Raw genomic sequence first — 13,477 nt, 5'->3', positions numbered from 1 at the left:
CGCCATAGCACCCCGCCGCGCCATGTGGCCGCTCTACGCCGCCGGGTTCACCACCGCCTTCGGTGCTCACGGCATCGCCGCCAACCTCGGCGGCTTCTCCGAGGACGCCGTCACCTCGCTCCTCGTCCTCGGCGGACTGCTCGCCCTGTACGACGGGGCCGAGGTCCTCCTCAAGCCGGTGTTCGGCTCGCTGGCCGACCGGATCGGCGGCAAGCCCGTCCTCCTCGGCGGCCTCGTCGCCTTCGCCGCCGCCTCCGCGCTGTACGCGATCGCCGACAGCCCCGGCTGGCTGTGGGCCGCCCGCCTCGGCCAGGGCGCTGCCGCCTCGGCCTTCTCCCCGTCGGCGTCCGCTCTCGTGGCCCGCCTCAACCCGGCGGCCAAGCACGGCCGGGCGTTCGGGAGTTACGGCTTCTACAAGGCCATCGGCTACACCCTCGGCCCGCTCCTCGGCGGCGTGCTGGTCTGGGCCGGCGGGCTGCGGCTGCTGTTCACGGTGATGGCCCTCTGCGGCGCCCTCGTGGCGTGCTGGGCCGCCCTCGCCGTACCGGCCGTACCGCCGCTGCCCCGCAAGCGGCAGACCGTCGCCGACCTCGCGCGCCGGCTCGCCGACCGCTCCTTCCTCGGTCCGACGGCGGCCCTCGCCGCCGCCACCGCCGCGCTCTCCGTCGGCGTCGGCTTCCTGCCCGTCTCCGGAGCCGCCGCAGGCCTCGGCACCGTCGCCACCGGAGCGGCCGTCTCCGTCCTCGCCGCGACCGCCGCGTTCGTTCAGCCGAAGGCCGGGCGCGCCCTCGACGCGGGCCGCCTGACCACTCGTGGGGGGCTCCTCACCGGACTCGCCGTCACCGCCGCCGGACTCGCGGCGGCCACGCTCCCCGGGCTCACCGGCGTCCTGCTCGCGGCGGCGCTCATCGGCGTCGGCACCGGCCTGATCACGCCCCTCGGCTTCGCCGCCCTGGCCGCGTCCACCCCGGAGGAGCGGATCGGCCAGACCATGGGCTCCGCCGAACTCGGCCGCGAACTCGGCGACGCCGGCGGCCCCCTCGTGGTCGCGGCGGTCGCCACGCTCGCCACCCTCACGTACGGCTACGCGGCGCTTGCCGTCCTCATCGGGGCGGGCACGCTCCTCGCGGTGGCCGGAAGCCGTCGCACCGCGGGGAGTTCCGTCGCCTCCGAGTGACCGGTGACTCGTTCACGCACTCTTCTTCCTGGTGTTGCCGGTGTGCGCATCTGGGGCGCGTGACGTCCGCATAGCGTGCGGGCGTCACGTCGCACAAGGGTGGGGAGAACACATGTCCAGCTCCATAGGTACGGGCCGACGAACCGTCCTGCGCGCCGCCGGGGTAGCCGCCGCGGCGTCCGCGACCGTGGGCATCGCGGGCACGAGCAGCAGCGCGGCGACGCCGGGTGACAACGTTGCCGGATCGCGGCACCGGCCCGAACCGGACATGGACAATCCGCGCTTCACGCTCGCCGTCATGCCCGACACCCAGTACCTCTTCGACGGCACGAGCATCCACAAGGAGCCCGTCGAGGCGGCCCTGCGCTACGTCCTCGACCACGCCGGCGACGAGAACATCGTCTTCCTGTCCCACCTGGGCGACCTCACCGAAAACGGCCGTGCCGAGGAATTCGCCCCGCTCAGCGAGGCGTTTCGGCTCCTCGACCGGCGCGGCGCGGGGTACAGCGTCCTGGCCGGCAATCACGACATCGACTCGCGTACCGACGACCAGCGCGGCCGCAGCCCGTACCTCGACGCCTTCGGCCCCCAGCGGATGCGCGGCCTGCGCACCTTCGGCGGGGCCTCCCCGGACGGCTACAACACGTACCACCTCTTCCGCGCCGCGGGCCGCGAGTGGCTGGTCCTCGCCCTCGACTGGCGGCCGTCGGCGGCCGGCCTCGCCTGGGCCCGCAAGGTCATCGCCGAGCACCCGAGCACCCCGGTCATCCTCACCACCCACGACCTCGTGCACGCCGACGGCGGCAACGGCGAGGCGGAGCTCTCCGGGCACGGACAGCACCTCTGGAACGAGCTGATCGAGGACAACGACCATATCTTCCTCACCCTGAACGGCCACTTCTGGCCGGCCGGCCGTACCGTCCGCAAGAACGCGGCGGGCAACGACGTCCACCTGCACATCACCAACTACCAGGACCGGTACTTCGGCGGCAGCGCGATGATCCGCCTCTACCGCTTCGACCTCTCCCGCAACACCATCGACGTCTCCACCTTCTCCCCGTGGCTGCTCGCCAAGGAGGAGAAGGGCCGCCTCAACGCCCTGGAGCGCCGCGAGCTCGAACTCACCGACGAGGCCGACGACTTCTCCGTCCCGGTCGACTTCGAGAAGCGGTTCGCCGGCTTCGCGCCCGTCACCCCGCGGCGCCCCCGCCCCGCCGCGAGCATGCTGGTCCCCGGCACGCTCGCGTACTGGCGCTTCGACACCGGCCGCCCGGACGGCGCCCCGGCCGCCGAGACCCTGCGCGTCCCCGACCTCTCCGGGCACGGCAACGACCTGATCCGTACCGCCGTCCCCGGCAGCCCCGCCGAGGCCCTGCGCTGGTCGGCCGAGCACCACCCCGACCAGCCGGGACACGGCAGCCTGTACTTCGACGGCGGCCGGCCCCCGCTGCGCGGCGCCTACCTGAGCACGGCGAAGGGCGCCCCGCTGGACACCGCGACCTTCCGGGCGGGCTTCACCGTCGAGGCGTTCTTCAAACTGCCCGCCGACTGGACGGGCGCCCGCAACGCCTGGTCGGCGATCATCAGCCGGCAGGGCACGCTGGCCGCGGCGGGCAAGCAGGGCGATCCGGTCGAGCCCGTCGCCACCCTCTCCGTCTCCGACGGACATGCCCTCCAGTGGGCCGTGGCGCCGCTCAACCAGGACCGGATCATCACCAGCTGGAGCCATGAACTCCCGCTCGACACCTGGTGGCACGCCGCCGTCGTCAACGACGGCCACCGCACCACCCTGTACGTCGACGGCTGCCCCGTCGCCCGCAACCCCGCCACCGACGTCAACGGCCTGACCACGCTCGGCCTGTCCTGGCTGCTCGGCGGATACGAGTACGGCGGCTCACTCGACCAGCTCTTCCGGGGCTGGATCGGCGACGTACGCATCGCCGGACGCGCCCTGCCGGTCAGCGCGTTCATGAACGCCTAGAGCCCGCTCGCCCTTCCCCTCAGGAGACATCGTGAACACGCCCCAACCCCTGCCGCGTTGGGCCGACCCCGACGTACCCGCCGCCGTCCTCGACCCGCAGGGCATCAGCCGCCGCGGCCTGCTGCGCCGCGCCGGGCTGTACGGCGCCGGCTTCGCAGGCGCCGCGTACACGGTGGGAGCCGCGTCCACCCCCGCCGAGGCGCACCCGCCCCACCGCGGCGGCAACGACCCGCACCTCGCCTACCTGGTCGGCGACCACCACATCCACTCGGTCTACAGCCACGACGCCAAGTACACCTTCTCGCAGCTCGCGACCGCCGCCTCGCGCTACGGCCTGGACTGGATGGTGATGACCGAGCACAGCAACATCGGCCACCACGCGGCCGGCGGCGCCGAGGCCGAGCACCGCGAGATCCTCAAGGCCCGCGCCGAGAACCGCCGCATGCTGATCTTCCAGGGCCTGGAGTGGTACATCCCCGGCGCCGAGCACGCCACCGTGTTCTCGGCACCCGGCCGCCACGAGGTCGACCTGCTCACCCGCTTCGAGCAGGAGTACGACGGCAAGCTCCTCGGCTACACCGCGGGCGCCGCCGACCACCCCGACACCCCGCGCAACGAGGCCCACGCCGTCAAGGCCCTCCAGTGGCTGGAGCGGCAGAAGCGGCGCGGGTACGTCGACGACGTGCTCGTCGTCGCCAACCACCCGCTGCGGCTCGGCATCAACTCCCCGCACGAGATGCGCGCCTGGCGGGACGCGGCCCCCGGGATCATGATCGGCATGGAGGGCGCACCCGGCTCCCAGGGCGCGGCCCACCCCGGCCGCGGCGCGCGGAGCATCCGCGGCGAGTACGAGAACGGCCCCTCCGCGAACTCCTTTCCGGGGTACCCGCTCGACGCCTACGTCACGTACGGCGGCTTCGACTGGGCCACCGCGACCGTCGGCGGCCTCTGGGACGCCATGCTCGCCGAGGGCAGGCTCTTCTCGGTCACCTCCAACTCGGACGTCCACCGGGTGGTGTTCGACACCTGGCGCAACGGCGACTGGCTGCCGGGGCAGAACTTCGACAACGCCGGCCGCCTCCCGGACCCCGTCGACACGACGGAGCCGCAGCCCGGCAGCGACCTGTGGCCCGGCCAGTTCAGCCGCACCCACGTCGGCGTGACCCGCTACGGCTACCGCCACGTCATGGCCGGACTCCGGGCCGGCCGGGTCTGGGTCGACCACGGCCGGCTCGTCGACGGCATCGAGGTGCGCGTGGCCCCGACGCACGGCGGCCACGGGCCCGGCGTCACGCTCGGCGGCCGGCTGCGCGTACGCCGGGGCGAGCATGTGACGCTGACCGTCACCGTCACGACCGCCTCCCGCCCCAACCACCACGGCGAACTGCCGCGCCTCGCCCACCTCGACGTCATCCGGGGCGCGGTCGCCGGACCGGCCCGCGACAGCGACTCCTGGACGGCCCCCGACACCCGGGTCGCGCACACCGCCGACGTCTCCGGGCGCACCGGGCGCTTCACGCTGCGCATCCCGCTCGGCAGGATCGAGGAGTCCTGCTACGTCCGGCTGCGCGGCAGCGACGGCAGGCGCAACGGCCCCGGCCTCCTCGGCGCCACGGTCGACCCGCACGGCCCGATCCGCCACGAGCCCGGCGACGGTGACCCGTGGGTGGACACCTGGCTCTACACCAACCCGGTGTTCGTGGACGTCGTGCGGTAGCTCATTGCCGGGGCGCGCGGCGGTCGGGCGGTCACAGCCAGCCCGACCGCTGCGCCTGCAGGGCCAGCTGGAAACGGTTCGCCGCGCCCAGCCGGGCCATCAGGATCTGGAGCCGCCGGAACAGCGTGCGGCGGCTGATGTCCAGCTCGCGGGCGATGACCTCGTCGCTCGCGCCGCCGGCCAGCAGCCACAGCAGGCGGCGGTCGGCGGGCGGCAGACCGCCCGGGCGGGTGGTGCGGCCGTGGAACGGCAGGGCGCTCCGCCAGGACTGCTCGAACAGGGCCACGAGCGCCGAGAGCAGCCCGCACGGCTGCACCACCAGCATCGAGTTGTGCACGTCGGCCTCCCGGATCGACAGCGACACCAGCGCGTACGCCTCGTCGATGATCACGAGCTTGACCGGGACCGACGGCAGCACCCGGGCCTGCTCGCCCGCCTCGACGCACGGCTCGATCGCCTCCTCCAGACGGCCCGGGTACTCCAGCGACTCGCGGGAGTAGACGACCCGCTGCGTCACCCCGCGCGCGAGGGTGGCCAGCGCGTCGTCCGTGGCGCCGGGGTGGGGGAAGTACGGAGGCGATTCGAGCTGCCGGATCTGCTCGCGGGCGCTCGCCCAGGCCTGCCGCATCCGGGGACCGACGGCGTCCCCCGTGACGACCTCCACGAGATGGTCGTCGTACGTGGCGAGCCGTCGGCGCCGGAACGACTCGAAGGCGCCGCCGACCGCGAGCCGCGACTCCTCCAGCTCGGCCGCCCGGTGCCTCGCGAGGATCTCCAGACCGGCGGCGGGCGGCAGCGGAGCCACCACGTCCGGGCCCGGGGCGGCGTCCCCGGCCTTGTACGCGCCGTCGTCCGTGGGACTGGCCAGACCGGCGTCGGCCAGTTCGCCGTAGGCCGATGTGAGCTCCGCGGCGCCGAGACCGGTCGCCGACCCGACCGCGCTCAGGGGAGCCGGCGCCAGCTCCAGGAGCGCCAGATAGACCCGGACAGCGGGCTCCCCGATGCCCAGCAGCCGAAGGGAGTCCCCGAGTTTCGCGTGCGTCATGCCTCGCATTATCGACGCCCGCCGCCGCGCCGTGGCCGATCTGTGCCAGTGGCACTCCTGGGCACCCGGCGACCGTGCCGCGGACTACTGTCCGGTGCCCAGGAGCCGCCGGGGGAACCGGGGCGGGCAGGTGTGGAAGAAGGGACACGACGTGGCCGAGGGTCGTAAGAACGGTCTGTACGCGGAGCTCTCCGACGAGCTGTCCGCGCTCATGCGCACGGGGTGGGCCGACACCGAGCGGCACGACCTGGAGCCCGACGAGCAGGCGCCGTACGCGGCCCGCCGCCGCGCCGCGCTCTCCGCCCGCTTCCCCGGCGAACGCCTGGTGGTCCCCTCGGGGAACCTCAAGGTCCGCTCGAACGACGACCCCTACCCCTTCCGCCCGTACTCCGGCTACGTCCACATGACCGGGGACCAGGCCCGGGACGGGGCGCTCGTCCTGGAGCCCCGCGCGGACGGCGGCCACGACGCGTACTGCTACCAGCTGCCCCGGGACAGCAGGGACGACGACGAGTTCTGGACCGGTGGCACCGCGGAGCTGTGGATGGGCCGGCGCCGCTCCCTCGCCGAGGCGGAGCGCGTCCTCGGGCTCGCCTGCCGGGACGTCCGTACGGCGGCCGCCGATCTGGCCGCCGCCGCCACCGTGCCCACCCGCATCGTCCGGGGCATCGACCCCGCCCTGGAGGCCGCCGTCACCACGGACGAGCAGCGCGACGACGAGCTGGCGGAGGCGCTCGGCGACCTCCGGCTCGTCAAGGACGCGTGGGAGCTGGCCGAGATGCGCAAGGCCGTCGACTCCACCGTGCGCGGCTTCACCGACGCGATCGGCGAGCTGTCCCGCGCGATCGCCACCTCCGAGCGCTGGATCGAGGGCACCTTCTTCCGCCGCGCGCGCGTGGAGGGAAACTCCGTCGGTTACGGCTCGATCTGCGCGGCCGGCGAGCACGCCACGATCATGCACTGGACGGACAACGACGGCCCGGTGCGCCCGGGCGAGCTGCTCCTCCTCGACGCCGGCGTGGAGACCCGCACCCTCTACACCGCCGACGTCACCCGCACGCTGCCCATCGGCGGCACCTTCACGCCCGTGCAGCGCCAGGTCTACGACGCCGTGTACGAGGCCCAGGAGGCGGGCTTCGCCGCCGTGAAGCCGGGCGCCGCGTACCGCGACTTCCACGAGGCGTCCCAGCGCCACCTGGCGGCCCGGCTGGTCGAGTGGGGGTTCATCGAGGGCCCCGCCGACCGCGCGTACGACCTCGGTCTCCAGCGCCGCTTCACGATGGCCGGCACCGGTCACATGCTCGGCCTGGACGTCCACGACTGCGCGCAGGCCCGGAACGCCGAGTACGTCGACGGTGTCCTCGAGCCCGGGATGGTGCTCACCGTCGAGCCCGGCCTCTACTTCCAGCCGGACGACCTCACCGTCCCCGAGGAGTGGCGCGGCATCGGCGTCCGGATCGAGGACGACCTGGTCGTCACCGAGGACGGCCACGAGAACCTGTCGGGGGGCCTGCCGCGCTCCGCCGACGAGGTCGAGGCGTGGATGGCCCGGGTCGCGGGCTGAGCGGCGCGCGTCACCGGCCCGCGGGCTGACCCGGCGCGCGTCACCGGCCCGCGGGTTGTCCACAGGTTCACCGGGACTGGACAGGAGTGTCGGCGGTCGCGGATAGGCTTCTGGAATGGCCCTTCCGGAAGCTTCCCCCGCGACCACCTCCGACGCATCGGAGGTGCTCCACCGCGTCTTCGGCTACAGCTCCTTCCGAGGTGCGCAGCAGGAGATCGTCGAGCAGGTCGTCGGGGGCGGCGACGCCCTCGTCCTGATGCCGACCGGCGGCGGCAAGTCGCTCTGCTACCAGATCCCGGCGCTGGTCAGACCGGGCACGGGCATCGTGATCTCGCCGCTCATCGCGCTCATGCAGGACCAGGTGGACGCGCTCACCGCGCTCGGGGTGCGGGCCGGGTTCCTGAACTCGACGCAGGACACGTACGAGCGGCAGGCCGTCGAGCAGGCCTTCCTCGCCGGTGAGCTCGACCTGCTCTACCTGGCTCCCGAGCGGCTGCGCACCGAGGGGACGCAGCGGCTGCTCGACCGGGGCACGGTGTCGCTCTTCGCGATCGACGAGGCGCACTGCGTCGCCCAGTGGGGCCACGACTTCCGGCCCGACTACCTGGCCCTGTCCATGCTCCACGAGCGCTGGCCGAAGGTGCCGCGGATCGCGCTCACGGCGACGGCCACCGAGGCCACCCACGCCGAGATCGCGGCGCGGCTCGGCCTGCAGGATGCCCGGCACTTCGTCGCCAGCTTCGACCGGCCGAACATCCAGTACCGCATCGTCCCGAAGAACAGCCCGACCAAGCAGGTCCTCGACCTCATCCGCACCGAGCACGACGGGGACGCCGGCGTCGTCTACTGCCTCTCGCGGGCATCGGTGGAGAAGACCGCGGCCTTCCTGGTGGAGCACGGCGTCGACGCCCTGCCGTACCACGCAGGGATGGACTCCCGGACGCGAGCGGCGAACCAGGCCCGCTTCCTGCGGGAGGACGGCGTCGTCATGGTGGCGACGATCGCCTTCGGCATGGGCATCGACAAGCCGGACGTGCGCTTCGTCGCCCACCTCGACCTGCCGAAGTCGGTCGAGGGCTACTACCAGGAGACCGGCCGCGCGGGCCGCGACGGGGAGCCGGCCACGGCCTGGCTGGCGTACGGCCTCCAGGACGTGGTGCAGCAGCGCAAGATGATCGACGGCTCCGAGGGCGACGAGACGCACCGCCGCTCGCTGGCCGCGCACCTGGACGCCATGCTCGCGCTCTGCGAGACGGTCGACTGCCGCCGGGTACGGCTCCTCGCCTACTTCGGGCAGAAGGGCGAACCCTGCGGCAACTGCGACACGTGTCTGACCCCCGCCGAGTCCTGGGACGGCACGGTCGCGGCGCAGAAGCTGCTGTCCACGGTGTGGCGGCTGGCGAAGGAACGGCGCCAGAAGTTCGGCGCCGGACAGATCATCGACATCCTGCAGGGCAAGAAGACGGCCAAGGTCATCCAGTTCGACCATGACGGGCTTTCGGTGTTCGGCGTCGGGGCCGAGCTGGGCACTTCGGAGTGGCGCGGCGTCGTGCGCCAGCTGCTCGCGCAGGGGCTGCTCGCCGTGGAGGGCGACTACGGGACCCTGGTGCTGACGGAGGCGAGCGGCGACGTGCTGGGTGGCAGCCGCAAGGTCCCGCTGCGGAAGGAGAAGGCGCCCGCCGCGAGCTCCCGCAAGGAGCGCGGGTCGCGTTCCGGTAAGGGTGCCCGCGTGCCGGTCGACCTGCCGGCGGAGGCGGTGCCGGTCTTCGAGGCCCTCCGTGCCTGGCGTGCCGCGACGGCGAAGGAGCAGGGCGTGCCGGCGTACGTCGTCTTCCACGACGCGACGCTGCGGGAGATCGCGACCCTCTTCCCCACGACGGCCGCGGAGTTGGGCACCGTCGGTGGCGTGGGCGAGGCCAAGCTCGACAAGTACGCGCAGGGAGTCCTCGACACCCTGGCCGAGTGCCGTCCTCCCGAGGCGGCCGCCCCGGAGCGCCCGACCTCGGAGCCCCCGTCCCCGGCACCGGGCAACCGGTCGGTCTTCGACGACGAGCCGCCGCTCGACCCGGAGGATGAGGCGGAGCCGCCCTTCGACGACTGGCAGTGAGAGCGGTACGCGGGGGGAATGGGACCGGCGCCCCCAGGACCGTCTGGGGGCGCCGGAGTTCAGCGGTCAGGGGCGGCCGGTGAGGTACCCGCCCATGTTCGTGAAGTAGTCGGTCGCGGCCAGCTCCCGGCCGTCCTCGGTCCGGACGCGCGTGATGGCCAGGCCGTGGTTGCGGCCGGTGCGGGCGTCGGCGCCGGCGACGATCACGACGCCCTCGCCCTCGCGGTAGAAGATGCGGCCGGGCGTCCCGCCGTAACGGCCCTCGGAGACCACGGCGGCGAGGACTTCCAGGCGCTTGCCCTTGTGGAAGGTGAACGCTGCCGGGTACGGGGCGGACTGGGCGCGGACCAGGCGCCCCAGGACGTCGGCCGGCCAGTCCCAGTTGATCCGGATGTCCTCCTCGGCCCGCTTGTGGAAGAAGCTGGCCTGCGAGCGGTCCTGCTTGGTGAACTCGGTCTGCCCGGAGGCGATCAGGTCCAGGGCGCCGACCGTGACGGGGGCGATGAGGTCGACCGTCTTGTGGAAGAGATCGGTGGCGGTGTCCGTCGGCCCCACCGGCACCGCGCGCTGGTCCACGATGTCGCCCGCGTCGAGCACCTCGTCCATCATGTGCGCCGTGACGCCGACCTCCGACTCGCCGTTGATCATCGCCCAGATGATGGGGGAGAAGCCGGCGTACTTGGGCAGCAGCGAGTCATGGATGTTCAGCGTGCCGTGCCGGGGCAGCGTGTAGATCCGCGGCGGGATCCAGGTGCGCCAGTTGTTGGCCACGATGATGTCCGGGTCGGCCTCCTTGAGCCGCTGGAACAGCTCTTCGTCGTCGGGCCGGTTGCGGATCACGACGGGGACCCCGTGCTCCTCGGCCAGGTCGGCGACCGAGTCGCTCCAGATCTTCTCGTACGCGTGCTCGCTCTTGGGGTGCGTCACGACCAGCACCACGTCGTGTTCGGAGTCCAGGAGTGCTTGCAGGGTGCGGTGCCCCCAGGTCTGGTAACCGAACATGACGACCCGCATGGAGTTCCTCCTCAGAAGAGCTAATGACCTTCCCAAGTAAAGCAAGCCTTACCTAAGGATGCAACGGCCCCTTGTTTCACGCTCGTTCAGCGCTCCCATCTCTCACTTGTCCGTTTCATCCTGTCGACAGTTCGAGCCAAGTCAGGTTAGCTTTACCTAAGTTCGACCGGCCGGTGTGCACGGCGGGGTCGGCGTCTCGTTCTTTCCGTCCACGCCTCACAGGCGGCCGTCCCGCACGATGGGAGTGACATGTCACAGGTTCTTCCTGGCGACACCCCTCTGGTCCATGACCTCATAGGCATCGGCTTCGGGCCGTCCAACGTGGCCATGGCGATCGCGCTCAGCGAGCACAACGCTCGCGTCGGGAGGCAGGAGGCGGTCACTGCTCACTTCTTCGAGCGCCAGGCGAGCTTCGGATGGCACCGCGGCATGCTGATCGACGACGCCACGATGCAGGTGTCCTTCCTCAAGGACCTGGTGACGCTCCGTAACCCGTCGAGCGAGTACACCTTCCTCCGCTATCTGCAGAGCAAGGACCGGCTGATCGACTTCGTCAACCACAAGAACCTCTTCCCGCTCCGTGTCGAGTTCCACGACTACTTCGAGTGGGCGGCGGCGAAGGTCGACGACATGGTCTCGTACGGCCATGAGGTCATCGCCGTCGAGCCCGTCGTGCGCGACGGAGTCGTGGAGTACCTCGACGTGACGGCCCGCTCGGGCGCCGAGACGGTGGTCCACCGGGCCCGGAACCTCGTCATCGGTACGGGACTTCGGCCCTTGATGCCGGAGGGCGTCGAGCGCACCGACCGCGTCTGGCACAACTCCGACCTGCTGTCCAAGGTGGACGGTCTGGAGGGCACCGACCCCAAGCGCTTCGTCGTGGTCGGCGCGGGCCAGAGCGCCGCCGAGAACGTCGCGTACCTGCACCGCCGCTTCCCCGAGGCCGAGGTCTGCGCCGTCTTCTCCCGCTACGGCTACAGCCCGGCGGACGACAGCGCCTTCGCCAACCGCATCTTCGACCCCGCGGCGGTCGACGAGTACTACGCGTCGCCCGACGACATCAAGCGCAGGCTGATGGACTACCACGGGAACACCAACTACTCCGTGGTGGACATCGACCTGATCGACGACCTGTACCGGACGGCGTACCAGGAGAAGGTGCTCGGCACCGAGCGGCTGCGCTTCCTCAACATCTCGCGGCTGACCGGCGTGGAGGAGGCGGGGGACACCGTCCGTGCCACCGTCACCTCCCTGGTCACCGGCGAGGAGAACGTGCTGGACGCCGACGTGGTGGTCCTCGCCACCGGCTACAGCCCCGCCGAGCCCCTCGGTCTCCTCGGTGACGTCGCGAACCGCTGCCACCGCGACGAGCGGGGCCGGGTCCAGGTCGAGCGCGACTACCGCATCGCGACGGACCCCGAACTGCGCTGCGGCATCTACCTGCAGGGCGGTACCGAGCACACCCACGGCATCACGTCGTCGCTGCTCTCCAACACCGCGATCCGGGTCGGCGAGATCCTCGACTCGATCCTCGACCGCGCCCCGGAGGCCGCCCCCGGCGTGCCCCGGCAGGTCGCCGACGGCATCGGCTCGGTCCGCTGACGCGCGGCCGGCCGGCGGTCCGCCGCGACCGCTGAGGAATCCCTCCTGCTCAAGGGTCCTTCCTCCGCACGCCCCCACTCGCCCGCCCGCCGCCTCGCGTCGTCGTCACGCGGCGGGCGCGGCACGCACCGTGTCATCCCCGTGAAAGGAACCATCCGTGTCCACTGGTACGCGCCCCTCTCTGACGCGCTTCGTCAGATACGTCCCCAGGGTGGCCGTCGCCACCGTCGCCGCACTCGCGCTGTCCGCCTGCGGGGGCGGTAGCGAGAAGACCGAGTCCAAGCCCTCGGGCGAGGCGAAGCCCTCCGCGTCCGCCGCCTTCCCGGTGACGGTGGAGCACAAGTACGGCAGCACGACCATCGAGGCGGAGCCGAAGAAGGTCGTCACCCTGGGCCTGTCGGACCAGGACGCGGTGCTGGCGCTCGGGATCAAGCCGGTCGGGGCGGTGGACTGGTTCAAGGAGACGCCGTACGGCAAGTGGCCGTGGACGAAGGACAAGTGGGGGTCCACGAAGCCGGAGATCGTCGGCGAGCGCGACGAGTACAACATCGAGAAGATCGCGGCGCTCAAGCCGGACCTGGTGATCGCCCAGTACTCCGGCATGAAGAAGGAGCAGTACGACACGCTCTCCAAGTTCACCAAGGTCGTCGCGCAGCCCAAGGACCTGCCGGACTACGGCGCCTCCTGGCAGGTGATGACGCGTCAGATCGGCAAGTCCCTCGGCAAGTCGGCGGAGACCGAGAAGCTGATCACGGACATCGACACGCGCTTCAAGGCCGTCCGTGACAAGCGCCCCGAGTTCGCCACGAAGACCCTCGCCGTGGCCGACAGCTTCGAGGCCGGCAAGTACTCGGCCTTCACGAAGACCGACCCGAAGGCGATCTTCTTCTCCGAGCTCGGCTTCAAGCTGAAGCCCGAGATCGACACCCTGGCCAAGCCGGGCTGGAACGTCGCCGAACTGAGCGCCGAGAAGCTGAACGTGCTCGACGTCGACCGGCTGGTCTGGGTCACCTCCAGCACCGAGGCCAACGACCGGATCAAGGCCGAGCCGCTCTACAAGAAGCTCAAGGTCACCCAGGAGAAGCGCGACCTCTTCGTGCCGTACCAGAACCCGGACATCGGCGCGGCCTTCTCCTTCAACACCGTCCTGTCGATCCCGTACGCCATCGACGAGGTCGAGCCGCTGATCGCGGCCGTCAAGTAAGAGCCGGTACACCGGCAACCCCGCCCGTCCGCCGAGTCTCGCGGACGGGCGGGCCTCACTGCCCAC

Annotated in this window: 9 protein-coding genes; 7 read left to right on the top strand and 2 right to left on the bottom strand. The window is 71.8% G+C overall.

The genetic code is table 11. The features are described from left to right. Positions 1-22 precede the first annotated feature (22 nt). From Q5762_RS02805 to Q5762_RS02795, 3 genes are all read left to right on the top strand, one after another. The gene (locus tag Q5762_RS02805) at positions 23-1,177 is read left to right on the top strand and encodes an MFS transporter (RefSeq protein WP_315890676.1); all 1,155 of its coding nucleotides are present in this window, start codon (positions 23-25) and stop codon (positions 1,175-1,177) included. A 112-nt stretch (positions 1,178-1,289) separates the two neighbouring features. Beyond that, a complete protein-coding gene (locus Q5762_RS02800; RefSeq protein ID WP_315890294.1) occupies positions 1,290-3,158 on the top strand; it encodes a LamG-like jellyroll fold domain-containing protein in 1,869 nt (622 codons plus the stop codon). Positions 3,159-3,189: 31 nt separating this feature from the next. After that, on the top strand, positions 3,190-4,875 hold the full coding sequence (locus tag Q5762_RS02795; protein ID WP_315890293.1) for a PHP domain-containing protein: 1,686 nt from the start codon (positions 3,190-3,192) through the stop codon (positions 4,873-4,875). 31 nt (positions 4,876-4,906) lie between these two features. On the opposite strand, the gene Q5762_RS02790 is transcribed toward Q5762_RS02795, so the two are convergent. Further along, positions 4,907-5,920, bottom strand: coding sequence for a LuxR family transcriptional regulator (locus Q5762_RS02790; protein ID WP_315890292.1), 1,014 nt, complete (start codon positions 5,918-5,920; stop codon positions 4,907-4,909). A 151-nt stretch (positions 5,921-6,071) separates the two neighbouring features. Between Q5762_RS02790 and Q5762_RS02785 the strand changes: the two genes are divergently transcribed. Beyond that, positions 6,072-7,484, top strand: coding sequence for an aminopeptidase P family protein (locus tag Q5762_RS02785; RefSeq protein WP_315890675.1), 1,413 nt, complete (start codon positions 6,072-6,074; stop codon positions 7,482-7,484). 115 nt (positions 7,485-7,599) lie between these two features. Further along, a complete protein-coding gene (gene recQ, locus Q5762_RS02780) occupies positions 7,600-9,591 on the top strand; it encodes a DNA helicase RecQ (RefSeq protein ID WP_315890291.1) in 1,992 nt (663 codons plus the stop codon). 66 nt (positions 9,592-9,657) lie between these two features. Here the strand turns inward: recQ and Q5762_RS02775 are convergent, their stop codons facing one another. Beyond that, positions 9,658-10,605: a methionyl-tRNA formyltransferase gene (locus Q5762_RS02775; protein ID WP_315890290.1), complete on the bottom strand. Its 948-nt coding sequence runs from the start codon at positions 10,603-10,605 to the stop codon at positions 9,658-9,660. Between the two features lie 249 nt (positions 10,606-10,854). On the opposite strand from Q5762_RS02775, the gene Q5762_RS02770 reads away from it, so the two are divergent. Together Q5762_RS02770 and Q5762_RS02765 are read left to right on the top strand one after the other, a co-directional pair. Further along, the gene (locus Q5762_RS02770) at positions 10,855-12,207 is read left to right on the top strand and encodes a SidA/IucD/PvdA family monooxygenase (RefSeq protein WP_315890289.1); all 1,353 of its coding nucleotides are present in this window, start codon (positions 10,855-10,857) and stop codon (positions 12,205-12,207) included. Between the two features lie 157 nt (positions 12,208-12,364). Then, positions 12,365-13,411, top strand: a complete 1,047-nt coding sequence (locus Q5762_RS02765) for an iron-siderophore ABC transporter substrate-binding protein (RefSeq protein WP_315890288.1) — start codon at positions 12,365-12,367, stop codon at positions 13,409-13,411. The last annotated feature ends 66 nt before the right edge of the window (positions 13,412-13,477 follow it).

This window comes from Streptomyces sp. P9(2023) (genome assembly GCF_032436795.1).
GTDB lineage: Bacteria > Actinomycetota > Actinomycetes > Streptomycetales > Streptomycetaceae > Streptomyces.
The sequence above is the reverse complement of the archived record's forward strand: the minus strand, read 5'-3'. Positions and strand labels throughout refer to the sequence as shown.

What these genes read in the sequence shown, in the direction of transcription:
- Q5762_RS02805 (WP_315890676.1), top strand. Translation starts at nt 23, where the DNA reads ATGTGGCCGCTCTACGCCGCCGGGTTCACCACCGCCTTCGGTGCTCAC.
- Q5762_RS02800 (WP_315890294.1), top strand. Translation starts at nt 1,290, where the DNA reads ATGTCCAGCTCCATAGGTACGGGCCGACGAACCGTCCTGCGCGCCGCC.
- Q5762_RS02790 (WP_315890292.1), bottom strand. Translation starts at nt 5,920, where the DNA reads ATGACGCACGCGAAACTCGGGGACTCCCTTCGGCTGCTGGGCATCGGG.
- recQ (WP_315890291.1), top strand. Translation starts at nt 7,600, where the DNA reads ATGGCCCTTCCGGAAGCTTCCCCCGCGACCACCTCCGACGCATCGGAG.
- Q5762_RS02775 (WP_315890290.1), bottom strand. Translation starts at nt 10,605, where the DNA reads ATGCGGGTCGTCATGTTCGGTTACCAGACCTGGGGGCACCGCACCCTG.
- Q5762_RS02770 (WP_315890289.1), top strand. Translation starts at nt 10,855, where the DNA reads ATGTCACAGGTTCTTCCTGGCGACACCCCTCTGGTCCATGACCTCATA.